This window comes from Streptomyces sp. R-74717 (genome assembly GCF_047305335.1).
GTDB lineage: Bacteria > Actinomycetota > Actinomycetes > Streptomycetales > Streptomycetaceae > Streptomyces > Streptomyces atratus.
Map to the genome: position 1 here is coordinate 2,540,567 of NZ_CP102361.1, position 24,016 is coordinate 2,564,582.

Consider the following 24,016-nt stretch of genomic DNA (forward strand, 5'->3'; position numbering starts at 1 on the left):
GCGTTGCGCCCGCTGCGCTCGCTGTTCATCGGGCAATTCTCTCGTCCCTCACCCGTTCGGCGTACCACCGACACGGTTCACGGACTGATCGACACCTCTGACGGCCCGTCCGAAGCACCCTCGGCCGCGTCGTGCCGGTCCGTTTCCGTAGTCAGGTCGACGGGCGTGAAACGTACCGGAAGCCGCACCAGAGCGCGGTGGAACGGTCCCGGCCGCCACTTCAGTCCGCTGACCGGAACGTCCAGTTCTGCGTCGCACAGCTGGCTGGTGAGCTGCTCGATCGCGGTCATGGCGATGAGCAGCGCCGGCTGCTTCGCCGGGCACCGGTGCGGACCGGCCGACCAAGCCAGATGGGCACTGGCGCCGGAGCGGACCCCGGGGTCCGAAAGGCCGGGCACGGACTGGGTGTTGGCGGCGGCGTAGGAGACGAGGAGCAGTTGTCCGGCGCGCAGTCGGGCGCCGTGGAACTCCGTGTCGTGGCGCGGATAGTGGGCCGCGAAATTGGCCAGCGGCGGGTCCTGCCAGAGGACCTCGTCGATCGCCTCGTGTGCCGTCATCGCGCCGCCGTGCAGCGAACCGGCGTAGCGGGCGTCGGTGAGCATGTGCAGCAGCGCGTTGCCGATCAGATTGGTCGTCGGATCGTGGCCCGCGCTCATGATCAGGGTGATCTGACGCACAGTCTCGTCGTCGTCGAGATTGGCCGGGTGGCCCAGCAGGTACGAGGTGAGGTCGCGGCGCGGGCAGGCACGGCGGTCGGTGACCAGCGCAGTGACGACCTCGACGAGGTCCGCGTACGCGGCGGCGGCGTTCTCAGCGGAGTTGAACATGCCGGCGACGCCGTTGACGATGCGTTCGCCGTCACCCGGCTCCACCCCGAAACAGATGGCGAGGACGTGCAGCGGAAGCCGTCGGGCGTACTGGGCGATGAGGTCGGCGCTTCCGGTGGCGGCGAACTCGCCGATCAGGCGCCCCGCGACCCGGGTGACCTCGGCCCGCAGGGCGTGCGGTTCGATCAGTGCGAGGCTGTCGTTGATGGCGCCACGGTAGCGGGCGTGCACGTCGCCGTCGCTGAACAGCGCGGTGCGCCGGTAGCCGAGCATGGGCAGGACCGGCGAGTCCTCGGGGACGGTGGCCTGCCAGGCGCGCGGGTCCTTGGTGAAGGTGTGGGTGTCGCGGAGCAGATCGACGGCGGCCTGGTAGTCGGTGACCAGCAGGGCGTCGATGCCGGGGGCGAGCCGGACGGGCGCGAGGGGGCCGTGTTCGCGCAGGCGCCGGTAGTGGCTCTGCGGGTCGGCGGCGAATTCCGGACCGTACAGGGCGAGCGGCTCCGGCGGCTGTGCGAACGCTGTCATGACGGGTCCTCGGGCCTGGGCATCTTGGTGAGTACGTGCTCGGCCAGCGCGATCAGGGCGTCGATGCTGCCGCGGCGTTCGCGGGCGTCGCACTGCACCAGCGGGGTCTCGGGGGCGAGGTCGAGGTGTTTGCGCAGGACCTCGTCGGCGTGGGCGGGGACATCGGGGAAACGGTTGACCGCGACCGCGTACGGCAGGCCCTGCTCCTCGACCATGTCCATGACCGCAAAGGAGTCGGCGAGCCTGCGGGTGTCGACCAGGACGACCGCGCCGAGCGCACCGCGCGCGATGTCCTCCCAGAGCGGCAGGAACCGCTGCTGGCCGGGGGTGCCGAACATGTAGAGCACCAGGTCGTCCAGGACGGTCAGCCGGCCGAAGTCGACGGCGACGGTGGTCGTGGTCTTGTCCGGCAGCCCCGCGGTGTCGTCGAGCCGGGTGCTGGACTGGGTCATCGCCTCTTCGGTGTGGAGCGTGGCGATCTCCGACAGCGTACGGATCAGGGTGGTCTTGCCGACGCCGAACGGACCCGTGACGACGATCTTCATCAGGTTCCGGGCGGCGGGCGGCAGATAGCCGATGCCGGTGCGGTCAGTGGAGGGAGCGGAGTCCAACGAGCAGCCTCTCGACGAGCGACCGGTCGATCTCCCCGGCGCTGGGGACGGGCGGTCGGGTGTACAGGTGTCCGGCGGCCGCGAGGTCCGTGGCCAGGAAGACGGTGGCGCTGACCGGCAGATCCAGGTGGGCCGCGGATTCGACGACGGTGAGCGCGCCCGGTTCCAGCAGCTCGCACAGCCTGCGCTGTTCCGAGCCGGTGTCCGGGGGCAGGTCCGTGTCGGTGCGTACGAGCACGGCGAGCCGGTCGAGCGCGGGACCGGCGGGCCGGGTCCGGCCGCCGGTGACCAGATAGGCGGGGATCAGACGGCGTCCGGGGCCGGAGGTCATGGCCGGGCGGCAGTGTCCGGTTGGCGGGCGGGCGCGTTCATCGCCCGGGTCAGGGCGGTGACCTGCACCTGCATCTGGTAGGCGATGTCGCCGAGTTTGGCTCCCGGTTCCGCGAACAGGGCGAGTGTGGTGTTGTTCCCGGCCGGTACGACGATGGCGAAGCCCTGGTCGGACTCGACGACCGTCTGGGCCAGGCGCGGTGCCTCGACGTCGGTGAAGGCCGTGGTGAAGGCGCGTGCCGCGGCGTGCAGCGTGGCGGTCATGGCGGCGACCCGTTCGCCGGAGGCCCGGTCCAGGCCGGGTGAGGCGCCCTCGACGAGGCCGTCTCCGGTGGCGACCACGGCGTGCTGGACTCCGGGGAGCTCCAGCAGCGGGGTCAGCACCCATGCGAGGTCACCGGTGGTGGAAGTGGGGGCGCTCACGTCTGGTCGTCTCCTTGCTCGTCCCGGTCGTCCGGGTGGTCGTGGTCGTCCGGTGCCGGGGCGGATGGCGGCCCGGCGACGCTCCTGCCGTTGAGGGTGCCCTGCTGGAGTGCCGCCCAGGAAGCCCCGGCCTGCTCGGGTGTACGGGGCACCTGTTCGCGCTCCGGGGCGGCGCCGACGGGCGCCTGCGGGGCCGGGGCCGGGCGTGGTGTGCGACGGCGTCGGCTGGGCAGCGCGGGGGCCTGTCCGCCGGCGGGTTGCGGCACGGGGGCGGTCTCCTGCTCGGTCGGCGCGGGAACGGTGGGCGAGGCGAGCGTCCGCACCGGCTTCGGGGCGAGGGCGGAGAGGCTGCGGTCGTCCTCCAGCACGGTCAGCAGATGGGCGGGGACGCGCAGGATCGTGCGCATGCCGCCGAACGGCGATTCCTCGATGTGGCAGTTGAAGCCGTACTGGAGCACCAGCCGGCCGACGACGGCGAAGCCGGTCTGCGGCGGATCGCCCAGCTCGGTCAGCAGGATCTCCGGCGGGCCCGCCACCAGGGCCCGTGCCCGGTCGAGCGCGTCGTCGTCCATGCCGATGCCCGCGTCGTCGACCATCAGGAACGCGCCCCGGCCGCCGCTCTGCTGGAGGGTGACCTGGACATCGGTGTCGGGGTGCGAGTAGGCGGTGGCGTTGGCCAGCAGTTCGGCCAGGGCGATGGCGAGGGGTTCGGCGGCACGGGCGACGAGGCCGAGCCGTTCGTCGCGCAGGTGGTTGGCGACCTTGACGCGTTCGTAGCCGGCGACCCGGGACTGGGCGCCGAGCACGATCTCGACGAGCGGCGAGTTCTGGCGGGCGAGGCCGGGCCAGGCGTCGCAGAGCACCGCGGTGGCCTGGGTGCGTCGCAGCGCCAGTTCGTTGCGGAAGTCCAGTTGCAGGATGCGCGGATCGTCGTACTCGTGCTGGAGCTCGTGCAGCAGCTGCTGGGACTGGTTGAGCAGGGACTGGATCTTGGCGGAGGTGCCGCGCATCGCCGCGCGGGCGGCCGCGTCGACGCGGCCCCGCTCCTCCAGGACGGCCGTGCGCGCGGCCTGCACCGCCTCGGTGAGCAGCCGCGCGGCATCGCCGTCGATCTCGGCCGCCTCCCGCAGTCCGGGGACCTGGGCGGTGGGGTGGGAGAGGGCGAGCGCGGCGACGGGTATCCGTTCCCGGGCCAGCTGGCCGATCTCGTCGGTGAGGGCCGCGGTACGGGCCTCGGCGGCCTTCATCTGCCGTTCGGCCAGCTCGGCGCGGGCCGCGGCGATGCGTTGGGCACGCGCCATGTTCTCCGCGTGGACCATCGCCGCCACGGCGGCGGCGACGGCGATCACCGCCACTATCCATCCCATGCCGTCACCGCGTTTCTGTTGTCGGACAGGTCGTCCGGGGAAAAGGGGTAGCCCTCCTGGCAGGAACGCCCCTACCGCTCCGTGGGTCCGGCCGGCTCATGCGGCTGCTCCAGTTCCTGAGCGACCACGGCGACCTCGGTCATCACCTGGAGCACACCGGGCAGTTCGGAGCCGTCGAGCTGCCGGTACTCGCTGCCGATTGTCACCACCAGCCGCTCGGGAAGCCCAAGCTCCGGGTAGCGGCCCTCGGCGATGACCCGGCGGGCGGCCTCGACGGCGGGGATCCCGGCCGCGTGGAAGGCGTGGGCGCGCTCGCGCACGTACTCCAGGTACACGATGTGATCGCGTACCCCGGCCCGGTCGAGGAGCGGGCCGTGTCCCGGGACTACGGTCTCGGCGCCGGTGGCCAGCACCCGTTCGCAGGCCGAGATCAGATTGCTCAGCGGGCCCGCCCAGTGCACCGGGTGGTCGCCCGGCTGCTCCGGGGTGGAGGAGAAGATGATGTCCCCGGTGAACACGGCACCCTGCGCGGGCAGATGGACCATCAGGTCGCCGGTGGTGTGCGCGGACGGCAGCGCGGAGATCTGGACCGGGTACTCCCCCAGCGTCAGTTCGAGCTCGCCGGTGAAGTAGGTGGTCGGCACCACCGGCTCGGTCCGCGACCAGTCGAAGGTGCCGAAGTGACGCGCGAGATACCCACCGAGCGGGGTGGCCCGATCACCGGCCGCGACAAGGGCGTGCTGCTGCTGCGGCGTGGGTTCGTAGTGGATGTGCTCGCGGGCCTCGCGGGTCGCGATGATCTCCGCGTCCGGGAGTACGCCCGCGCCCCAGAAGTGGTCCCCGTTGGCGTGGGTGACGATCACCCGGTCGATGGAGACACCGTCGGGCAGCCGCTTCGTGGACTCGGCCAGGAACTGGCCGGCCAGCGCGGCGTCGTACGGGGTGTCGATCCAGAGCGCGCCACGGGGCGAGACGAGGAGACCGCAGTTCGCCAGCCCCCAGCCCCGTTTCGGCGGGAGCCATGCGTACAGGCCCCGCCCCAGGTCAACGACGTCTCCACCCGTGATCGACATGGACGCGATTATGCCGACCATGATCCGGCCATGCGTTCGAACTCGGCCACCACGAGATCCCATTGGCGCAAAATCGCCGCTCATACTCTCCGGCACCGGAGGCTCGGTGACCCTACGAGACCGGCGCCCCGCACCCCCATACGACACCTTCCGGATGATCACCCACAATTCACCCAACGGGGTCACACCTCGCGGCGGACACCGATCGCGCCGTCGCCAAACCCGAAAGAGCCGACTACCCACCGAGCATGGCTGAAAACAGCTGCACCAAGACCTTCGGTGACGGCGCCGGAAGCGCAGTCACCGAAGGTCGTCGAAACGTCTCGTGCCGGTTCCTAGCGGACCTGACCACGTTCGAAGTACGCGATCAGCTCCGGGCCGAGGGCCGGTACGTCGTACGGTGCACCGCCCTCGCGCAGGGAACGGGTCGCGAGCACACCGGCGGCGACGCTCATCCGGGCGGCGACCGGCGAGGTGTCGGTGACGCCCCCGTCGCGCACGAACCGGCAGAACTCCTCCATGATCCGGGTGTCCCCGCCGCCGTGCGAACCGCCGGCGTCCGGCACCCGGTAGGTGATGTCGGCGTCGCGGCGGTATCCGCTGGGGCCGGTGTTCCAGACCTTGACCTCGTCACCGGGGCTGTCACCGAAGTTCTCCAGACGGCCCTCGGTACCGATGACGGTGTAGTTCCGCCAGTAGTCCGGGGTGAAGTGGCACTGCTGGTAGGCGGCCACGACGCCGTTGTCGAGCTGCATGTTCATCACCGAGACGTCCTCGACGTCCACGATGTGGTGCAGGTCCTTGCGGGCCGTCGGCGGCCAGTCGAACTCGCGCAGCCAGTTCGCCGGGCGCGGGGTGTCCGGCTCGCGGCGCGGCAGATCCCCGTAGACGAGGAGGTCGCCGAGCGCGTTGACCCGGCGGGTATAGCCGCCGGCCAGCCAATGCAGGACGTCGATGTCGTGGGCGGCCTTCTGGAGCAGCAGTCCGGTGGTACGGGTCCGGTCGGCGTGCCAGTCCTTGAAGTAGTAGTCACCGCCGTAACCGACGAAGTGCCGCACCCACACGGCCTTGGGCTCGCCAATGTCCCCGCGGGCGATGATGTCGCGCATCAGCCGCACGACACCCATGTGGCGCATGTTGTGTCCGACGTACAGCCGGGTTCCGGTCTCGTACGCGGCACGCAGGACGTTGTCGCAGCTCTCGACGGTGATGCCGAGCGGCTTCTCGACGAAGACGGCCTTGCCGGCCCGGAGCGCATCGATGGCGATGGTCTCGTGCGTGTCGTCCGGTGTGGCGATGATGATCGCGTCGAGGTCGTCCCGGTCGAGGAGCAGCTTGTAGTCCTCGACCGCGACATCGGTACCGAAGCGCTCGGCTTCGCGCTGTCGCACCTCGGGGTCGAGGTCGCAGACGGCGGTGATCGCCGAACCCTGCCCGGGGTGGTGGGCGGACATTGCGATGGAACGGCGCAGGCCGAGCCCGATGACGCCGAGTCGCAGGTCTGACACGGTGGTCCCTTCTGTCTGTACTGGTGGTGCGGGCGTGTCCGTGCTGGTGGTGCGGACGGAGGCTACTTACCGGCGAGCGATGCCTCGTACTCGGCGCGCATCCTGTCGCCGCCACCGGAGCGCCACTTGCGCAACTCCTCCTTGTAGGCGGAGATCGGCTTTCGGCCCGCGACGATGTCCTTCTGGACGTCGCTCATGGCCGTGGTGAGAGACGCATATTTGCGGGTGTATGTGTCGGAGAAATGACCGCTGGCCGGGTTCGTCTGGCTGATCTTGAGGAGTTCCTGCTGCCAGCCGTGGATCTGGCCGGCCAGTTCTGCCTTGCCGGGCAGGTAGATGTACTCGGGCCCGGCGGCCAGGAAGGCCAGCGGCATGGCGGTGGTGACTGCCTCGGCGTTCCCCTTGGCCGTGAGCTTGACATCACCGTTCGACGCGCGGGTGAAATGCTTGCCCTCGATACCGTTGTCGAGGAAGAGCCGCTCCTCGGTGCCGAATGGAGCCGCCAGGTAGTCCAGCACGCCCAGCAGCATCTTGACCCGCTTGTCGTCGGCCTTCTTGCTGATGGCGGTGTAGCCGACGGAGCCGTAGCCCATGGTGTACCGCGGGTTCGCGCCGGGCTTGGCGGCGAACGGCACGATGACGCCGAACGGGAAGTCGTAGTTCTTGACGTCCACCAGGAAGCTGGGGAAAGACTGCACATAGGCGCCCAGCGAGCCCTGCGCCATCTTCTCCATGGTCGTGGAGAGGTTGGGGTCGGGCCAGAAGAGACCGGCCTTGGCCACCTTGACGCCGAAGGCCAGGGCTTCCTGGTACTCATCGGTCTCGTACATATGGGTGAGCTTGCCACCCTCCAGCCGCCAACTGCTGGGAGCGCCGAACCACTGACCGAACATGCCGACGTGGTTCACGTACACCGGCTCCAGGACGTATTTGTTGCGCTTGGCGTCGAGGAGCTCCTTGCCCTTGGCGAGGAAGTCCTCGGCGCTGGTGAACTCGGCGCCACCGACCGGCTTCCAGAAGTCCTGGTTGACGACGTAGACCTGGCCCATGGAGCCGTAGGCGACGGTGACGCCGCGGATCTTGCCATTGATCACGGCGGTCTTCCACGCGGTGGTCGGCAGGTTCGCCAGGTTGGGGTACTGCTTGACCGCGTCGCCGGACAGGTGCGGCGTGAGGTCGTGGAACTTGGCGTCCAGCAGCTCGGGCACCCGCTGGATGCCCTGGTTCGGGGGGAACCAGACCAGGTCGGGGATGTCACCGCTGGCCATCATGGCGTTGAACTTGGTGAGGTAGGCGTCGACGCCCTGGTCGACGACGATCGTCATGTCGAACTGCGCCCCGAGACGCTTGTTCAGCTCCTGCCAGTAGGCGTTCTTGGCCTGCGGCGGCGCGGGGGTGGTGAACGTCTCGGTGAGGGCCGTGATGCGGCTGCCGTCGCCGGGCACCTTGGCCACGGACTTGGTCAGCTTCTTCGGGTAGCGCAGATATGTGGCGTCCAGCCCGGCCGCATTGCCCGCGAGGTCCGCGGGGGCTGTCTGCGCAGCGACGTACGCCGGGAGCTTCAGCTTGGCGGACGCCTTGGCTCCGCCCTTACTGATGGTGGCGCCGCTGCCGCACGCGGTCAGGGACGTCAGACCGGTCGCGGTCAGGCCGGCGATCCCCGCCGCGCCCATGAAACCGCGCCTGGACAAGTTGGTGGACATGGATGCTCCTTGAAGTTTGTGAAGTGCGTGGGGCGGTGTCCGGGCGGGCGGATCAGCCCTTGATCGCCCCGGTGAGGACGCCCTTGACGAAGAACTTCTGCAGGAAGGGATAGACGCAGAAGATGGGCACGATGGCGATGATCAGCACGGCCATCTGCAAGGAGGTCGCGGGCGGCACCGCGTGAACGCCCATGGCCTGCGCGTTGATGCTCTGGCCGTTGAGGACGTAGCTGCGCAGGATCACCTGAATGGGGAACTTGCTGGAGTCGTTGAGGTAGAGCACCGCGTTGAAGAAACTGTTCCAGTAGCCGACCGCGTAGAAGAGGCCGACCACGGCGAGGACCGCCTTGGAGAGCGGGAGGACGATCCGGAAGAGGACGGTCGCCTCACCTGCGCCGTCGATCCGCGCGGCGTCGTACAGCTCCTCGGGAATGCTCTGGAAGAACGAGCGCACGACCACGATGTTGAACGCGTTGAGCAGTACGGGAAGGATCAGCGCGGCGTAGGTGTCGAGCATCTTGAACTGCTGGACGGCCAGGTACGTGGGGATGATGCCCGGGGCGAAGAGGAAGGTGCCCAGTACCAGCAGCAGGATCGGCTTGCCGAGAACGGTGCCCGGCCGCGAGGTGCCGTACGCGATCATCACCGTGCACGCCAGGCTCAGCGCGGTGCCGATCAGCGTGATGAAGATGGAGACCACGGCCGCCTGGGTGACGACTCCGCCGGAGAGGACGACCCGGTATGCCTCCAGCGTCGGGTGCTTGGGAAGCAGGACGTAGCCGCCGTTGGCGTTGAGCTCCTCGCGTCCGGCGAGGCTGGTGCCGATGGCGAGGACAAACGGGTAGAGCACGATCACTGTCAGGACGATCAGGGCGGCTGCCTTCGCGCCCTGCCCGTACCAGTGCGGGCGCTCCATCCATGGCGGGCGGCCGGACGAGGCGCGGCGGGGGCCGAACCGGGCGGTGCGCAGCCGTGACGCAAGGGTCTGCTGACTCATCGGTACACTCCCTGCTCACCGAAGCGGTGGGCCAGCTTGTTTGCGGCGAGGATGAGGGCAAATCCGATGACGCCCTTCATGAGACCCGCGGCCGTGCTCATCCCCCAGTCGCCGTCGATGACGCCGTGGAAGTAGACGTATGTGTCCATGACTTCGGAAGCGTCCGGGCCGACGGCGTCGCGCTGCAGAATGATCTGCTCGAAGCCGACCGAGAGGATGTCGCCGAGCCTGAGGATCAGCAGCATGAGGATCACCGGCCGGATGCCCGGCAGGGTGATGTGCCAGATCCTGCGGAGCCAGCCGGCTCCGTCCATCGCGGCGGACTCGTACTGGGCCATGTCGATCGAGGCGATGGACGCCAGGAAGATGATCGTCCCCCAGCCGCAGTCCTTCCAGATGGCCTGGGCGGTGATCAGCAGCTTGAAGGTGCCGGGGTCCGTCATCACGTTGCCGATGTTGACCCCGTGCTCCATCAGGAGCGTGGTGACCGAACCCGCGCCGCCGAGCACCTGCTTGAACATCGCGACCACGACGACCCAGGACAGGAAGTGCGGGAGGTAGACGACGGTCTGGATGAACCGCTTGATCTTCTCGCTGATGAGCGAGTTGAGCAGCAGCGCCAGGGCGATCGGTGCGGGGAAGTAGAGCAGCAGTTGGATCGCGGTGATCTGCAGGGTGTTGGAGACCGCGCTCCAGAAGTCCGGTTCGGCCAGCAGCGCGGTGAAGTTCGCGAGGCCGACGAACGGGCTCTGCTTGAAGCCCAGGAACGGCTGGTAGTCCTGGAAGGCGATGACGTTGCCTGCGAGCGGCAGGTAGAAGAAGAGCGCGAAGTAGAGAACACCCGGCAGGCAGAACAGCAGAAGTGCCCTGTCCCGCTTGAGGCGGTGGCGGAGCGGCTGCTTTGTTCGTATGTCTTTGCGCTTCTTCCCGGCGGAGCGATCCGCGTCGTCGGGATCACGGGGCTGCGGCACAGGCGACCGCACGGCCGAGACCGGCGCATCTGCCATCGTCACAGGCACCTCCAGGGCTGATGGAGCAAGGGAGTGTCCCGCATCCACGGAGGCGGCCCGCACCACCGTGGATGCGGCCGACGCTCCTTCGCGGCGACAGGCACATAGTTCACGACTGTGCGCTCCGATGGCAAGACTTGTTCATTTCGCAGAGGTAACGAACATCTATTGGCATAGAAAAGTTTCCGCGTGGACCCCATGAGCACCTCGTCGGCGTTGCCCAAGACCCGAAAAGGGCACAGAAGTGGCACGGAAGGGGCACGAAGAGACCATCAGGGAGTCCTGCCGGTAGGCCCGGAGCCGGTCCCTGAATGCTCGATCACGCACGATCATGCGCTCAAGGCCACTTCTGACAACATCCTCAAGCAGGGTCCGGGACGCCACCCATACGCCCTTCTGCGTGGCCGCACCCGGTTCCGGCCACGAAACGGAAACGGCGGGTCGCCACCCCGTGGTGGCGACCCGCCGTTCGGACGACTGGTTCAGACGGCAATGACGGTGACGCCGGCCTCCGTGAAGCGGGCGGTCGCCTCGGGCGTGATCCCCTTGTCCGTGACCAGGAAATCGACCTGCCCGAGATCGCAGACCCGCGCGAAGGCCCGCTTGCCGATCTTCGAGGAATCGGCCGCCACGACCACCCGTTGCGCCTGCTCGGCGAGCAGCCGGTTGATGCTGGCCTCGCCCTCGTGGTGTACATATGCGCCGCGCTCGGTGTCGATCGCGTTGACGCCCAGCACGGCGACATCCAGCGTGATTTCGCCCAGCACCCCGCTGGCCAGCGGGCCCGTCAGCTCGTACGACTGCGGCCTGGCCACTCCGCCGGTCACCACGATCTTGATCTGCGGCCGGATGACCAGCTCGTTGGCGATGTTGAGGGCGTTGGTGACAACGGTCAGGGTCGGCTGACCGCCCATCCCTGCCGCGGTGTCACCGACGACATCGGAGCGCACCGCCAGCGAACGGGCCACCTCGGTCAGCGTCGTACCGCCGGTCAGCCCCACCACTTCGCCGACCGCCACCAGTTCCGAGACGGCGCGGCCGATGGCCTGCTTCTCCGGGGCGTGACGGCCGGTCTTGTAGCGCAGGGCCAGTTCGTAACTGACGCCGTGCGCGACCGCGCCGCCGCGGGTACGCGTGAGCAGCTGCTGCTCGGCGAGCTGGTCCAGGTCACGACGGATGGTCGCAGCCGAGACATCCAGCGTCGCGGCGGCGTCCTCGACCTCCACCCTGCCGTTCTTACCGACAAGTTCCAGCAGCGCGTTCCACCGGGCATCCCTGGACAAGAGAAATCTCCTTACGAGCCCGGGCTTCGGGCACCCATCCCCTTGGGTACGTGTCACCGGACACGCGCAAGCGTCGCACAAGGCTTCGCCCAGTCAAGCCTCCTGCAAGCAGGATGCTTGATAATGCGTGCGCCTCATGTGTAACGTGCATAAACGAGCATCCCACTACGAATACGGAGTGCAAGAGTGTCATTTGTCGAGATCGAGACAGCCAGTCAGCCGGAGTGCTGGCGCCGCGCCGCCGAGCTGGCCCAGACGCAGGCGGCCGCTCTGCCCGCCACCGGTGAGCGCATCGCGGTCGTCGGCTGCGGCACCTCCTTCTACATGGCTCAGGCATACGCCGCGCTCCGTGAGGAGTCCGGGCAGGGCGAGTCCGATGCCTTCGCCGCCTCGGAGTTCCCCTTCGGCCGCGGCTACGACCGGGTCGTCGCCCTCACCCGCTCGGGGACCACGACCGAGGTGCTGGAACTGCTCGACCGGCTCCGTGGTGTCACCCGCACAGTGGCCATCACCGCCGACCCGGACACCCCGGTCATGACGTCCGCCGACGAGGTTGTCGTGCTGGACTTCGCCGACGAGCAGTCCGTCGTACAGACCCGGTTCGCCACCACCCTGCTCACACTGCTCCGCGCCCACCTCGGTCTGCACACCGACGCCGTGGTCCGCGATGCGGAGACCGCACTGGCAGAGCCGCTGCCCGAAGGCCTGCTGGACTGCACCCAGTTCACCTTCCTCGGCCGTGGCTGGACGGCAGGTCTCGCCAACGAGGCCGCGCTCAAGATGAAGGAAGCGTCCCTGTCCTGGACGGAGGCGTACCCCGCGATGGAGTACCGTCACGGCCCCATCAGCATCGCCACCACCGGCACCGCGACCTGGATGTTCGGCACCGCCCCCGAGGGCCTTGCCGAGCAGGTGCTCTCGACCGGCGCCCGCTGGGTGGAGAGCGGCCTGGACCCGCTGGCCGAGCTGGTACGCGTCCAGCGTCTGGCGATCGCCCGCGCCGCCGCCCGCGGCCTGGACCCGGACAGCCCTCGCCACCTGACCCGCTCGGTGGTGCTCGCGGGCGCCTGACCGACCGATGGACATCGTCGAGCGCACCTTCAACGGTCCGAGCGGGGGCGCTCGCAAGGCTGCCCACGGAACCCCTTACGAAGTCCCTCACCCGGGCATTCGTGAGGGGTTTCTGGCCAGGCCCGCGTGTGGCCGCGTACGCGGCGGCGATATCGGGGTGCTCGTCCTCTCCGGGTCCAGTGGGCGCATCGAGGGCGAGCGGTGCCGGATACTGGCCCGGGAGGGCCTGACGGCCTTGTCGATCCGCTGGTTCGGCGGGGTCGGGCAGCCGCCCGGCCTCTGTGAAATCCCGCTGGAGACTTTCGGGCCCGCGATCGAGGTGCTCCGCGCGGGCGGTGCCCGGCGGATCGGCGTTCTGGGTGTGTCCAAGGGGGCTGAAGCCGCTCTGCACCTGTCCGTGCTGCTGCCCGGTATCGACGCGGTGGTGGCGGTCTCCCCCACATCAATGACCTGGGCAAACGTCGGCCCCGGCCGGGATGGGCAGACCCGGCCCCACCGGTCTTCCTGGACCTGGCGGGGTGAGCCGCTGCCGTTCGTCCCCTATGACACTTCCTGGGCGCCGGCGCCCGCACAGCCCGAGGGCGTTCCCGTCGCCATCCGTGGCTGGTACGAGCGCAGCCGGCAGACATTCGCCGACCGCGTCGATGCGGCGACGATCGCGGTGGAGAAGTCCACTGCCGAATTCGTGCTTGTCGCGGGCGGGGACGATGCGATGTGGCCTTCGCTGCCCTACGCCGAGGAACTGGCCGCCCGTCGCAGGGCGGCCGGCCTGCCCGTACGGGTGATCAGCAGCCCCGACGCAGGCCACCGCCCACGGCTTCCGGGCGAGGGCCCTGCTTCCTCATCCGCGCACTTCCTGTACGGAGGCTCACCCGCGGCGGACGCGGCACTTGGCGCGGCAGCCTGGCCCCACATCCTCGACGTGCTTCGCGGCGCGTGTCAGGGTGGCGTCTGAGGCACTCGAGCGCGTCGGGCGTCTGCTGCGGCGCGCGTGACGGCGCTTGAGCGTCAGTGTCCGACGCGGCGCTTGAGTGTCAAGGTCTCCGCCGCTGTGTTTGAGTGTCAGGCGTCCGCTGCGGCGACGGCCGAGGCCCCGGCCGGGCGCCAGGTCCCCTCACGCACCGCGCTGCCGCACGCCCCGTGCCGGCCTCTCAGCCACCCCACCGCCCGGCGTATGCCCGGTCGGCGGGTCAGGGGCGGAGCCATTCCTGCGGTCGCGACGGGGCCGACGGTCGTTTCGGCCGCCGGCCCAGCCTCTCGGGCGACACCGCCGTGGTCAGGACTCCTCGAAGTAGACGTCCAGGACCGCGTCGAGTTCTCCCGCCCACTGCTTGAGGTCGCTCCTGGCCGGTGCCTCGACCTCGGCGTTGAACCATCGACGGGTCGACACATGGACCGTGACGGTGAACCGGCGGCCCAACCGAGGAGTCTTCACCTCAACCGCACCGATCTCGTCCCAGCGGAACTCGGCCTCCTGGTCGTCCAGCCGGAACCGGACCCCGTCACGGTTCGCGGTGATCGACCCACGGCGGTCGCTCACCTCGAATGCGGGGCCGTCCTCTGCCTCCTTGTCGTCAGCCGCCGTTTCGGCAGTGGCCTCCCCGTCGGCTTCCGCATCCTCGGATACGGCCTCCGCCACGGCATCGTCGGGGGCGGCGGCGCCGGGCGCCCGCTTCTCTGTCCTTTCCTGGTCCGTCCGTTCCTGGTCCGTCTGCTCCTGGCTCGTATCCGGCTTTCCGGCAGTAGCGGGGGCCGTGAGACCAGGGATGTACGCCGGGTCTGTTCCCGCGGCGTAGCCGGGCTGAGTGTTTGGATCTATGCGCTGCTCCACGGCGGGCAGTATGGCCGACGAACCTGTACGAGACCAGTGACCACCACGCCCTGCGCCTGTCTCCGCCGGCTGCGACCTCCGAATGCGCCGTCAGCAGCACCTGCCGCGCGGCATCACTGTCCTCGCGCCGCCAGGAGTTCGGTCACCTGGTCCAGCGGGAGCGCCGGGACGTGGTGGCCGGCCCGGCCGGTCATCGAGTGTGCGCCGGTGAGCACATTGAGCACCGCCTCCTCCACCGACTCGACCACGGCACCGTAGAAGGGATCCATCCGGCCCCACGGCACGAAGCGCATCGACTCGTACGGCGTGCTGCCGTCGTCCGTGGGAAACGTACTGGTCAGTGCGGACGGGTTGGCCGTGGAGAAGGCCAGGAAGAGGTCCCCGGAGAAATGGCTGCCGGTGGTGCCGGTCCGGGCGAGGCCCAGCGTCACCCGACGGGCCAACGCCTTGCACTGCCCCGGCAGCAGGGGCGCGTCGGTCGCCACGACCACGATCACCGAGCCCGCGCCGGGCGGCACCTGGGGCTCCCCACCGAGCGCCGGTTCGGGGGCCGGCGTCTCGGCCGGATCGGACAGCTCACGCCCCATCGTCACACCGGCGACCACCAGTTCGCGCCGCGCGCCGAAGTTGGCCTGCACGAAGGCGCCGACGGTGTAGCGGTCCTCGCCGTACTGCACCATCCGCGATGCGGTACCCGAGCCGCCCTTGAAGCCGTAGCAGCGCATGCCCGTTCCGCCGCCGACGCATCCCTCCTCGACCGGGCCGGAGGCCGCCGCCTCGATCGCGTCCGCCGCATGACGGGATTCCACGGCCGAGCCATGGATGTCGTTGAGGTGGCCGTCCCAGGTCTCGGTGACCACCGGCAGCAGCCACTCCGGCGCCATGCCACGACGGTTGGCACGCACCCACTCGACCACGCCGCGGTGCACTGGGCCGACCGCGTACGTGTTGGTGATGACCACCGGCACGGCGAGCGAGCCGCTCTCCTCGATCCAGGCGGTTCCGGTCATCTCACCATTGCCGTTGAACGAGTGCCAGGCGGCCGCGCAGGGCGTACCCACACCGTCCCGCCCGCGCGGCAGGAGCGCCGTCACTCCGGTGCGTACGTCCTCGCCCTCGACCAGGGTGACGTACCCGACCTCGACACCGGGCACGTCCGTGATCGCGTTCCACGGCCCCGGCTCACCTGCCAGAGGGATGCCCAACTCACGTGCACGTTTGCGGTCTTCGCCCATGCGGTCTGCGCTCATGCGGTCAGAGATTACGGGTACACCCGCACGTCGGACGAGGTGCGAGCCGACAATTCGTCGTATCCGGCCTCCCCACCGCTGATGTCCGGGACGACGCGCCCGGTCACCGGCATGGCTCTCGCCGGTCTCCGCACGCGTCACCCCTGACGGCGCGCCGTGCCAAGTACCGCAGCGGTGACCGCTTGCGGCGCCCCGCTACCCGGTGGGCCCGTTCGCCTCGCTCCCGGCAGCGATGGCGGTCACCACGAGACCGTCCGCGACCAGCCAGCGGCCACTGAAAGCCGTGGGGGTCGCCGTTGCCCCCGCGGCCGGGTCTGGCACCGTGGTGGAGATCAGCAGCCCGGCGGTGAAGCTGCCGTTCGAATGGAGCACGATGTCGGCCTGTTCGAAGCCGAGCCAGCGGTGGGTGAGCGGGAACCACGCCTTGTAGACGCTCTCCTTCGCGCTGAACAGCAGCCGGTCCCAGTGGATCTCGGGGCACGTCCGACGCAGCTCGAGCTCGCGCTGCAGTTCCGTCTCGAGCGCGATGGACTCGTGCACCCCGTCGGGCAGCGGCTCATGCGGTTCGGCGTCGATGCCGACGGTGAGCACATCCGCCCGGCGAGCCACTGCAGCTGCTCGGTAGCCGGCGCAGTGGGTCATGCTTCCGACCACTCCTCCCGGCCATATCGGCGCACCGCGTTCGCCTTTCAGGATGGGGGCGGGTGCGAGACCGAGTTCGCCGAGCGCGCGCCGGGCGCACCAGCGTGCGGTGGTGAACTCCTTGCGGCGGCCCTCCACGGAATTTCGGATCAGCTCGGCCTCGCCAGGAAAGAGAGCCGCGTCGGGCGGGTCGGAGAGCGCCTCGGCAACGGCCACCTGGGACGGCAGAATCTTCTCGATCATGTTCCCCCTCGTACCGGCTGGTTGATCCATCCTCTGCATCGTCTCTGAAGCCTGCCTGAAGACTGAAGAATTTTCAGTTCGTCGCGAACCGGACCGGTGTTGCCACTGTCACGTCAGGACCGAGGGATCGGGTTGCGTCTCGGCGAGGCTCGGCCAACGGATCTGTGTGGCACACAGGGATACGGGGATGGCCGAGGCGGCAACGGCGCCCATGCCCCACACCAGGCTGTCGGCGCTCGCCATGAAGCCGATCACCGCGGGCCCGGCCGGCCAACCCGTTCTTCCCATGGCGGCCACCAGGGCCAATGCGTCCGTCGCCCCAGCGGCTGCGCCGGCCGTCGGCGAAGACGCGGGCCAGCACCATCATGACCGGGACGACTGCGATGCCCATGGACACCAGTTCCGCTGCCGCGTTCACAACATCCTTCATAGAGAGCGCGGACCAGTCGTTCATGGCTCGCACAACGCCAGTCGCGCATCGGGAGGCTGCCGGTTCATCAGCTCTCCCGGCCGTGGACCAGGGCAACTGTCCTGACGATGCGGCCCGACGGGAGCAGACCGAACGCGTTACCGACTGTCGGCGTGGCGGCCGGCACTCCGGTCGCAGCGGCCCACAGCAGCAACTGGAGCCGCTGGTAACGGCGCACGCGGGGCCGGACTCCACCGCCACACCAGTAGATACCTGGAAATCCCCGAAAACGCCCCGCGGCCAGGTCGGCACCCACCTGGCGGGCTGGTTCCAGGCCCGCCCGCTGTGGGACCAGATCACGGCATCCGATCCGGACCTGTTCGACTGACCGCGCAGGGCGAAAGCAAAGCAGTGCTACGTGACACCAGTCACGGGCCGCACACCTGGATGACCTCGGGATTTACTCGCCCGCACGCGCATGCCGTCAATGACGTCAAAAGTCCTGCAGCCGTCGGTCCAGGACTTGGGATACATGCCTGGGGTGCAGCACACGGGCGTGCTGCACCCCAGAATTTCGGTCAGTGGCTGCTGCTGTACTGCGGGAGCTTGTCCTCGTCCTCGTGCTGCTTGTCCGGTGCCCGTTGGGTGAGCTTTTCGCCTTCGATGTCGACGTCGGGCAGGATGCGGTCGATCCAGCCGGGCAGGGACCAGGCGCGCTTGCCGAGCAGGGCAAGCGCTGCGGGCACGATTGTCATGCGGACGATGAAGGCGTCGAAGAGGACCGCGATCGCGAGGCCGAAGCCCATCGACTTGAGCATGGCGTCGTGCGAACCGACAAAGCCGGCGAATACGGAGATCATGATGAGGGCTGCGGCCGTGACGACCTTCGCGCTGTGCCGGAAGCCGGACTCGATCGCCGTGCGGGCATCCGCGCCGTGGACGTATGCCTCGCGCATACGGGTCACCAGGAACACCTGGTAGTCCATGGCCAGTCCGAACACAATGCCCACCATGAGGATCGGCATCAGGCTCATGATCGGGCCGGTCTGGTCGAGGCCGACCAGGTCCTTGAGCCAGCCCCACTGGAAGACCGCGACGAGTGCGCCGAGGGCGGCCAGCACCGACAGCAGGAAGCCGAGCGCGGCCTTGAGCGGCACGAGGACCGAACGGAAGACCAGGATCAGCACGAGGACGGCCAAGCCGACAACGAGGGCGAGATAGGGCATGATCGCGGCGCTGAACTTGTCGGAGATGTCGATGTTGAGCGCGGTGGTGCCGGTGACCATGGAGCGGGCCCCGGAGGCCGACTCCGTGTCGGCGGCCAGCGAGCGGATGTCGGCGACCAGATCCTTGGTGGAATCGCCGCTCGGTCCGCTCTTGGGGATGACGTTGATGATGGCGGTGTCACCGGCCTCGTTGAAGACGGCGGGTGCCACGGTCGCCACATCCGGCAGGTCTGCGATGGCCTCACCCATGTCAGCTGCGGCGCTGCGGGCGGTACCAGGGGCTTGGTCGTCGACAGTCACGGTCAGCGGACCGTTGAAGCCGGGGCCGAACGACTCGGCCAGCATGTCGTAGGCCTTGCGCTGTGTGGAGGAAGTGGCTTTGGAACCGTCGTCCGGCAGTCCGAGCTGCAGCTGCGTGGCGGGCAGGGCGAGGGCACCGAGGGCGACCACCGCGAGTACCAGGACCTTCACCGGCTTGCGCAGGACGTATGCGATCCATCGCTGCCCCGGCGTCGCCTTGGCCGACTTGACTGCGGGCGTCTCCCGGACAGTCTGCTTGCGTGCCTTGCCCCGTACCCGTTCGGGGGCGAATGCCAGCAGTGCGGGCACGAGGGTGACGGCCACGAGTACAGCGATGATGACGGCGCCGCCGGCGGCGAGCCCCATCGCGGTGAGGATGGGCAGGTTGACCACGGCCAAGCCCGCGAGGGCGATCACCACGGTCAGGCCCGCGAAGACGACGGCGGAGCCGGCCGTGCCGTTCGCACGCGCGGCGGCCTCCCTCGCGCCGTATCCGGCGGCACGTTCGGAACGGTACCGGGAGACGATGAACAGGGCGTAGTCGATGCCGACGGCAATGCCCAGCATCGTCGCCAGTGCGGAGGTGCTGCTGTTGAGGTCGAACGTCGCGCTGAGAGCCTTGATGGCGGCGATGCTCACGCCGACCCCCACGACGGCGGTGAGCATGGGGAGGCCCGCGGCGATCAGAGAACCGAAGGTCATGACCAGGATGACGGCGGCAAGGGCGAAGCCGATGGCTTCGGCGGAGGCGCTCCCCTCGGGCGCGGCCGGTGCGTCCCCCGACGCCTCGACCGTCAGTCCCCGGTCACGGCCGTCGGCAAGGGCCTCGTCGATGCCGGTGTGATCGGCGTCGGTCAGGTCGGTGCCCTTGACGGTATAGGTGACCTGGGCGTAGGCGGTGGTGCCGTCCGCGCTGACCGTCCTGGCCGCGAAGGGATCGCTGACCTGGCCGACGCGCGGGGACGAGTCCTTCAGGTCCTTCAGGGTCGCTTCCACGGCAGCCCGGGTGTCAGCGTTACTGATCTTCCGGCCGTCGGGCGCCCGCAGGACGACGCGGGCACTTGCACCGTCGGCGTTGGCCGTGGGGAACTTTTCACCGAGGAGGTCGAACGCGCGCTGGGCCTCCGTACCGGGCAGGGTGATGGTTGAGCTGGCAGAGCCCGTACTGCTGGCGGCGGCGGCGCCCACGGCGCCGAGGACGACAGCCCACAAGAGGACGACCGGCCAGCGCCGCCGGAAGGCGAGCCGGCCGATCCTGTGCAGGAAAGTAGCCATGAGAGTGTGAGACTCCGTAAAGAAGGTGCTTGGTCGAGGGACAGGCGCCGTCCACACAGCGCGGTACGCGTACAGGAGTGCTGACCGCACGGACGATGGCGGGGACCCCGGATGGCTCCGGCCGTGTGCAGCCGGACCGCGGATCACTGCCCGGCCCCGGCGAGGCCGGTGGTGACCCCGGTGGCGCCGCCGTCAACGCCGTCCGGCTCTGTCGCCACGCATGCCATGGGCCGGTCACTCAGCGGCGCCGCCCGCCCCATGAACCTCAGGGCCGGCCGCACGCACAACCCCGCGCCGCTGGGAGTGTGCGCCTCACCGTCGACGGCGCCGAATATGTACCGGCGACCGGTCTCGGGGGAGGGTCGGTCGCCGTTGATCACTATGGTGGCCCGCTCAGCCGTCCACCGGTGTCAGCCGTACGTACCGTCCTGGCGCCGGTCTGTCGGTCATTCGGCCGACACCGCAATCCGGACCGGTCCCTACGCTGGTGGGCGTGGACTGGCACCTTCCGTTTACTCCGGCTGTTAAGCGCCTCATCACCGTCTGCGGTCTGCTCGCGTTCGCCCTGACGTGGCTGGCGGACATCGCTCTGCTGACTCGCAGCCCCGATCCGTTCCACCCCACCACCAACTGGCTGCCCGTCCTGGTCACCGGCCCTGTCGCAACGCTCGCCGCCATGGAGACACGCTTCTCGCCCCCATTGCCGCGGCGCGTCTGGGTGATCGTGGTGATGTCGCTGACGCTGAGCTGCGTCAGCATCGCCGTGCCCCAGCACGGTTCGTCCTTCGGCGGACTGGAAAGCGCCGGGTTGGTCGTTCTGGTCATCCGCACCACCGCCCAGACCCCGCGCACAGCCACAGCAGCCGCCTCGGCGGCCGCCCTGAGTTTCGCCGTCCTGGCGCTGCCCGTGCGCAGGGGCTCGTGGTCGGCAATCGTGGCGGGCGGCTACGTCCTGACCGTCGCGCTCGCCATAGCCATCACCATCGGCTGTGCCCTCCGCGCCCTGGAAGCCCGCCGCCGACGGGCCATCGCCGATGTCCGGCAGGCCGAGCGTATGGCGCTCGCCCGCGACCTGCACGACCTGATCGCCCACCACATGACCGGCATCATCGTCCAGGCCCACGCCGCGACGGCCATCTACCCCACCGCGCCCGACAAGGTCGAGCCGATCCTGCAGAACATCGCCCAGGCCGGGACCGAGACACTGGAATCCATGCGCCGCCTCGTGCGCGTACTGAGAGAGGACAACCACACCGCGCTGCGCCCAGGTGATCTGCTGAGCGAACTCTCCGAGCTGACTGCGAGCCACTCCGCGGCCGCCGACGCCTCACCCTCCGCCGCGCGGCTGGAGGCAACCGCTGCCGTACGCACCGCCCGTCTCAGCCCCGAAGTGGAGATCTCCGCCCACCGTGTCGTGCAGGAGGCTCTCACCAACATCCGCCGCCACGCCCCCGGAGCCCAGGCCGGTGTGCGCCTCGACACCGACGGCACCTGGCTGTGGGTGACGGTCACCAACACCGCAGCCCTCAAGCGCACGCCGTCCCCCGCCGGCGGACATGGCGGCTTCGGACTGATCGGCCTGCGCGAACGTGTCGAAGCACTCGACGGAACCCTCCACTCCGGCCCGCTGCCCGACGGCGGGTGGGAGGTCAGAGCAGCCTTGCCGCTGCCCGCACCAGCCCCCCGGCCAGAGCGCCTTTCGTCAGCCCAGCGCCCACCGACCGTCTGACCGAGGCCGATGCTCATCTGCCTGGCCGGACCGCCCCGTGTTCCCACGCCCACGCCGCGACCTCCACTCGGTTGCGGGCCTCCAGCTTGGCCTGGATACGGCTCAGGTAGGTCTTGACCGTCGACAGCGACAGAAACAGCTCATCGCAGATCTCCTGGTTGGTACGGCCCACCGCAGCCAGTCGGACGATATCCAGCTCCCGTCCGCTCAGCCCGAAGGCCTCAGCACCGCCGGATGCTGTGCCGAGCTCGGCCTGCTCCAGTCTCTTCAGCAACCGCACCGTCACCGCCGGCGACACCAACGCGTCCCCCCGGGCAGCCGCGTGCACCGCTTCCACCAGCAATACCGGCGTGGCGTCCTTCAGCAAAAACCCGCACGCGCCATTCCGCAGAGCGGTGCGCACATAGTCGTCCTGATCGAACGTCGTGATCACCACTACGTTCATCGGATCAGCCACCCCGGGTCCGGCCAGTTGCCGGGTCACCTCCAGGCCGTCGAGCCGCGGCATCCGGATATCCGCCAGCACCACCTGGGGGCGCAACCGGCGTGCCAGATCAACGCACTCCACACCGTCCACGGCTTCGCCGATCACGTCGATGCCCGGCTGCGCCTCCAGAATCATGCGGAATCCAGCCCGCACCAGTTCCTGGTCATCAGCAATCACCACGTCAATCCGCATATCGGCCACGCACCCGTTCCTAGCACGGCAACCACGGATCGCCGTCATTGCGGCAGGGTGCGAGCGGGGAATGGCGACCCGGCATCGGTGACACCCCGCAGCGTGAACGGGACGAGGGACATGGCGACGGAGTCCGTCCGTGCGAGCACGGCCGACGGGATCACGATCCCGAACTCACTCCCCCGAACACTGCGCATACCGCACCGCATTGAGGTGACACGTCGCCAGGTGTGCCGTACGCCCCCGGGTTCCCCGCCGCCGAACGCCCGCGCCTCCGTCAGCCGACGCCGATGGGGTTGACGAAGGTGCCCGGGTGCGTGGCGTCTGCAACCGGATCCCGGGCGCCGACAGTGCCGTGACCGGCAGGGCCGCCGCTGACGTCGCACCGGCCGGCACGGGCCGACGTGCGGCCGACCGCGCCACCCGGCCCCGAAGGCGACTCCTTCGACGCGGTCCTGCGCCTGCCGAGCCAGGGCGTACGAGCCCTGTCGACCCGGTCGCCGAGTGCGACCTCGGCCGGCGCGAGCCATACCCCATTCGCCTCGCAGTGGTTGCTGTAGCACGGACGTGGGGGTGGGCTGTCAGAGGACGCCGAGCGACAGTCGCAGGCGCCGAGGAGGCGCGCCCCTCGCCGAACGGGCGGGGTCGGCCCTCCGTCAACCCACACGAGACTTGGAGATTCCCATGACATACCGCCAGGGACAGCGCGTCGAGTACCGGGACCAGCAGAACCAGAAGCAGCAGGGCGAGATCCGGCAGACCGAGGGCAGTGGGGCGCAGACTCGCTACGCCGTCCAGAACGAGAAGACCATGCGAGAAGAGAAGATCAACGAAAGCCAGATCGAGCGCGAGCTGTCGTAACGGCCTTCTGAATGCGGCCGCCGTTGCAAAGTGCAACGGCGGCCGCTCACTCTCGCTCGGCAGCGGAGTCCCCGGAAGGAAGCTGCAGACCCGAAGCCCGTCTGGCGCACATCAGGCACAACGTTGATGTGCAGTGCGTACGGAGTGGGTGCTACGCGCGAAGTGCCGACCTTCGGGCGCCTACCCTCGCGCGCGGCGAACATCGGCCGGGTCTCCGCCACCGGGTCCGAAGCGTCCGCGCAGTTCGACGGTCGTGGGGGCGGCCGAGGCCAGCGCGAGGACATGCCGTCCGGAGTCGGCGAGCAGGGCGGCACAGAAGATCCCGGGGTCGTCGGCAAGGGGACGCAGGGCGGGCAGACCGCACGCCGCGGGCGTGGGCGGCCAGCGCTCCGGGACCGGCACCGGCCGGCCGAGGCCTCCGCCGCGCAGTCCCCGGCCACGCGCCTTGCCGATCGCCTCCTTCTGGGTCCACAGCCACAGGAACGCCGCGGGCCTCGCGGCCGGCGGGACGCACACCAGCCAGTCCGCGGCGGCGGCGTCCAGCCACCGCCCGGCCATGCGCAGGGCGGGGACGGGCCGTACGGCCTCGACGTCCACGCCGACCGGCCCCGTGGTGCCGAGTGCCACGGCCCAGACACCGCGGCCGTGACTGATGCTCACGTGCGGCGGCGCGGCGGCGCCGGCCAGGCGGGGGCGGCCACCCGGTTCGTACGTCAGGCGGAACGCGTCGGCCGGCTCCCCGGTCAGCAGCGCCGCGCCGCGGAGCAGGGCGGTGTGCGCCGCGGCGCGTGCGTCGCCGGCCGTGGGTCCCCACAGCACGGTCACGCCCGCACGCGCCACGCC

At 69.4% G+C, this 24,016-nt stretch carries 22 protein-coding genes and 1 pseudogene; 5 read left to right on the forward strand and 18 right to left on the reverse strand.

The features are described 5' to 3' along the window. Positions 1-77 precede the first annotated feature (77 nt). The 11 genes from NRF20_RS11450 to NRF20_RS11500 all read right to left on the reverse strand — a co-directional run bounded on the left by NRF20_RS11450 (position 78) and on the right by NRF20_RS11500 (position 11,657). Positions 78-1,352: a cytochrome P450 gene (locus NRF20_RS11450; RefSeq protein WP_398629756.1), complete on the reverse strand. Its 1,275-nt coding sequence runs from the start codon at positions 1,350-1,352 to the stop codon at positions 78-80. Then, positions 1,349-1,963, reverse strand: coding sequence for a GTP-binding protein (locus tag NRF20_RS11455; RefSeq protein WP_398629755.1), 615 nt, complete (start codon positions 1,961-1,963; stop codon positions 1,349-1,351). Before NRF20_RS11455 ends, NRF20_RS11450 begins: the two co-directional genes overlap by 4 nt. After that, positions 1,941-2,294: a DUF742 domain-containing protein gene (locus NRF20_RS11460; RefSeq protein WP_266356978.1), complete on the reverse strand. Its 354-nt coding sequence runs from the start codon at positions 2,292-2,294 to the stop codon at positions 1,941-1,943. The genes NRF20_RS11455 and NRF20_RS11460 overlap by 23 nt, the downstream gene beginning before the upstream one ends. Next, the gene (locus tag NRF20_RS11465; RefSeq protein ID WP_385819542.1) at positions 2,291-2,716 is read right to left on the reverse strand and encodes a roadblock/LC7 domain-containing protein; all 426 of its coding nucleotides are present in this window, start codon (positions 2,714-2,716) and stop codon (positions 2,291-2,293) included. The genes NRF20_RS11460 and NRF20_RS11465 overlap by 4 nt, the downstream gene beginning before the upstream one ends. Next, on the reverse strand, positions 2,713-4,083 hold the full coding sequence (locus tag NRF20_RS11470) for an ATP-binding protein (protein WP_398629754.1): 1,371 nt from the start codon (positions 4,081-4,083) through the stop codon (positions 2,713-2,715). The genes NRF20_RS11465 and NRF20_RS11470 overlap by 4 nt, the downstream gene beginning before the upstream one ends. Positions 4,084-4,154: 71 nt before the next feature. After that, complete coding sequence (locus NRF20_RS11475; RefSeq protein WP_398629753.1) at positions 4,155-5,156, reverse strand: MBL fold metallo-hydrolase; 1,002 nt, start codon at positions 5,154-5,156, stop codon at positions 4,155-4,157. Between the two features lie 335 nt (positions 5,157-5,491). Next, entirely contained in the window at positions 5,492-6,664 is a 1,173-nt protein-coding gene (locus NRF20_RS11480) for a Gfo/Idh/MocA family protein (protein WP_398629752.1), read from the reverse strand. 62 nt (positions 6,665-6,726) lie between these two features. Further along, positions 6,727-8,367, reverse strand: a complete 1,641-nt coding sequence (locus NRF20_RS11485; RefSeq protein WP_413752521.1) for a hypothetical protein — start codon at positions 8,365-8,367, stop codon at positions 6,727-6,729. Positions 8,368-8,419: 52 nt separating this feature from the next. Beyond that, positions 8,420-9,364, reverse strand: coding sequence for a carbohydrate ABC transporter permease (locus NRF20_RS11490; RefSeq protein WP_398629750.1), 945 nt, complete (start codon positions 9,362-9,364; stop codon positions 8,420-8,422). Then, the gene (locus tag NRF20_RS11495; RefSeq protein ID WP_398629749.1) at positions 9,361-10,371 is read right to left on the reverse strand and encodes an ABC transporter permease; all 1,011 of its coding nucleotides are present in this window, start codon (positions 10,369-10,371) and stop codon (positions 9,361-9,363) included. Before NRF20_RS11495 ends, NRF20_RS11490 begins: the two co-directional genes overlap by 4 nt. Positions 10,372-10,856: 485 nt before the next feature. After that, on the reverse strand, positions 10,857-11,657 hold the full coding sequence (locus tag NRF20_RS11500) for a DeoR/GlpR family DNA-binding transcription regulator (protein WP_093899008.1): 801 nt from the start codon (positions 11,655-11,657) through the stop codon (positions 10,857-10,859). A gap of 186 nt (positions 11,658-11,843) precedes the next feature. Here NRF20_RS11500 and NRF20_RS11505 point away from each other — a divergent pair, with 186 nt between their 5' ends. Beyond that, positions 11,844-12,728 carry an SIS domain-containing protein gene (locus tag NRF20_RS11505; protein ID WP_398630566.1) on the forward strand — a complete coding sequence of 295 codons (885 nt, stop codon included), beginning with the start codon at positions 11,844-11,846 and terminating at the stop codon, positions 12,726-12,728. Between the two features lie 7 nt (positions 12,729-12,735). After that, positions 12,736-13,683 carry an acyl-CoA thioester hydrolase/BAAT C-terminal domain-containing protein gene (locus NRF20_RS11510; RefSeq protein ID WP_398630565.1) on the forward strand — a complete coding sequence of 316 codons (948 nt, stop codon included), beginning with the start codon at positions 12,736-12,738 and terminating at the stop codon, positions 13,681-13,683. Between the two features lie 321 nt (positions 13,684-14,004). Here the strand turns inward: NRF20_RS11510 and NRF20_RS11515 are convergent, their stop codons facing one another. The 4 genes and pseudogenes from NRF20_RS11515 to NRF20_RS11530 form a co-directional block, all read right to left on the reverse strand. After that, positions 14,005-14,559: a hypothetical protein gene (locus NRF20_RS11515; protein WP_398630564.1), complete on the reverse strand. Its 555-nt coding sequence runs from the start codon at positions 14,557-14,559 to the stop codon at positions 14,005-14,007. Between the two features lie 113 nt (positions 14,560-14,672). After that, positions 14,673-15,794: a P1 family peptidase gene (locus NRF20_RS11520; RefSeq protein WP_398630572.1), complete on the reverse strand. Its 1,122-nt coding sequence runs from the start codon at positions 15,792-15,794 to the stop codon at positions 14,673-14,675. A gap of 210 nt (positions 15,795-16,004) precedes the next feature. Beyond that, positions 16,005-16,694, reverse strand: coding sequence for a 4'-phosphopantetheinyl transferase (locus NRF20_RS11525; RefSeq protein WP_398630563.1), 690 nt, complete (start codon positions 16,692-16,694; stop codon positions 16,005-16,007). 108 nt (positions 16,695-16,802) lie between these two features. Further along, positions 16,803-17,151 (reverse strand): annotated as a pseudogene (locus tag NRF20_RS11530) (MFS transporter); the annotation flags it as partial. Between NRF20_RS11530 and NRF20_RS11535 the strand changes: the two are divergent. Next, positions 17,084-17,491: a hypothetical protein gene (locus NRF20_RS11535; protein ID WP_413754708.1), complete on the forward strand. Its 408-nt coding sequence runs from the start codon at positions 17,084-17,086 to the stop codon at positions 17,489-17,491. The pseudogene NRF20_RS11530 and the gene NRF20_RS11535 sit on opposite strands and share 68 nt — an antisense overlap. Positions 17,492-17,681: 190 nt before the next feature. Here the strand turns inward: NRF20_RS11535 and NRF20_RS11540 are convergent, their stop codons facing one another. After that, the gene (locus NRF20_RS11540) at positions 17,682-19,904 is read right to left on the reverse strand and encodes an MMPL family transporter (RefSeq protein ID WP_398630562.1); all 2,223 of its coding nucleotides are present in this window, start codon (positions 19,902-19,904) and stop codon (positions 17,682-17,684) included. A 493-nt stretch (positions 19,905-20,397) separates the two neighbouring features. Here NRF20_RS11540 and NRF20_RS11545 point away from each other — a divergent pair, with 493 nt between their 5' ends. Then, positions 20,398-21,633 (forward strand): sensor histidine kinase, encoded by a 1,236-nt coding sequence (locus NRF20_RS11545; protein ID WP_398630561.1) that lies wholly within the window; start codon positions 20,398-20,400, stop codon positions 21,631-21,633. A gap of 13 nt (positions 21,634-21,646) precedes the next feature. Here NRF20_RS11545 and NRF20_RS11550 read toward each other — a convergent pair whose 3' ends face one another. Further along, entirely contained in the window at positions 21,647-22,312 is a 666-nt protein-coding gene (locus tag NRF20_RS11550; protein WP_398630571.1) for a response regulator, read from the reverse strand. Between the two features lie 684 nt (positions 22,313-22,996). Here NRF20_RS11550 and NRF20_RS11555 point away from each other — a divergent pair. After that, a complete protein-coding gene (locus NRF20_RS11555; RefSeq protein WP_157987183.1) occupies positions 22,997-23,173 on the forward strand; it encodes a hypothetical protein in 177 nt (58 codons plus the stop codon). Positions 23,174-23,353: 180 nt separating this feature from the next. Here NRF20_RS11555 and NRF20_RS11560 read toward each other — a convergent pair whose 3' ends face one another. Then, positions 23,354-24,013 (reverse strand): 4'-phosphopantetheinyl transferase family protein, encoded by a 660-nt coding sequence (locus tag NRF20_RS11560; protein WP_413752522.1) that lies wholly within the window; start codon positions 24,011-24,013, stop codon positions 23,354-23,356. Between the last annotated feature and the right edge of the window lie 3 nt (positions 24,014-24,016).

Bases quoted from the DNA above. Each gene is read 5' to 3' on its own strand.
- NRF20_RS11450 (WP_398629756.1), bottom strand. From the start codon at position 1,352: ATGACAGCGTTCGCACAGCCGCCGGAGCCGCTCGCCCTGTACGGTCCG.
- NRF20_RS11460 (WP_266356978.1), bottom strand. From the start codon at position 2,294: ATGACCTCCGGCCCCGGACGCCGTCTGATCCCCGCCTATCTGGTCACC.
- NRF20_RS11470 (WP_398629754.1), bottom strand. From the start codon at position 4,083: ATGGGATGGATAGTGGCGGTGATCGCCGTCGCCGCCGCCGTGGCGGCG.
- NRF20_RS11475 (WP_398629753.1), bottom strand. From the start codon at position 5,156: ATGTCGATCACGGGTGGAGACGTCGTTGACCTGGGGCGGGGCCTGTAC.
- NRF20_RS11485 (WP_413752521.1), bottom strand. From the start codon at position 8,367: ATGTCCACCAACTTGTCCAGGCGCGGTTTCATGGGCGCGGCGGGGATC.
- NRF20_RS11490 (WP_398629750.1), bottom strand. From the start codon at position 9,364: ATGAGTCAGCAGACCCTTGCGTCACGGCTGCGCACCGCCCGGTTCGGC.
- NRF20_RS11495 (WP_398629749.1), bottom strand. From the start codon at position 10,371: ATGGCAGATGCGCCGGTCTCGGCCGTGCGGTCGCCTGTGCCGCAGCCC.
- NRF20_RS11510 (WP_398630565.1), top strand. From the start codon at position 12,736: ATGGACATCGTCGAGCGCACCTTCAACGGTCCGAGCGGGGGCGCTCGC.
- NRF20_RS11520 (WP_398630572.1), bottom strand. From the start codon at position 15,794: ATGGGCGAAGACCGCAAACGTGCACGTGAGTTGGGCATCCCTCTGGCA.
- NRF20_RS11525 (WP_398630563.1), bottom strand. From the start codon at position 16,694: ATGATCGAGAAGATTCTGCCGTCCCAGGTGGCCGTTGCCGAGGCGCTC.
- NRF20_RS11535 (WP_413754708.1), top strand. From the start codon at position 17,084: ATGGACACCAGTTCCGCTGCCGCGTTCACAACATCCTTCATAGAGAGC.
- NRF20_RS11540 (WP_398630562.1), bottom strand. From the start codon at position 19,904: ATGGCTACTTTCCTGCACAGGATCGGCCGGCTCGCCTTCCGGCGGCGC.
- NRF20_RS11550 (WP_398630571.1), bottom strand. From the start codon at position 22,312: ATGCGGATTGACGTGGTGATTGCTGATGACCAGGAACTGGTGCGGGCT.
- NRF20_RS11555 (WP_157987183.1), top strand. From the start codon at position 22,997: ATGACATACCGCCAGGGACAGCGCGTCGAGTACCGGGACCAGCAGAAC.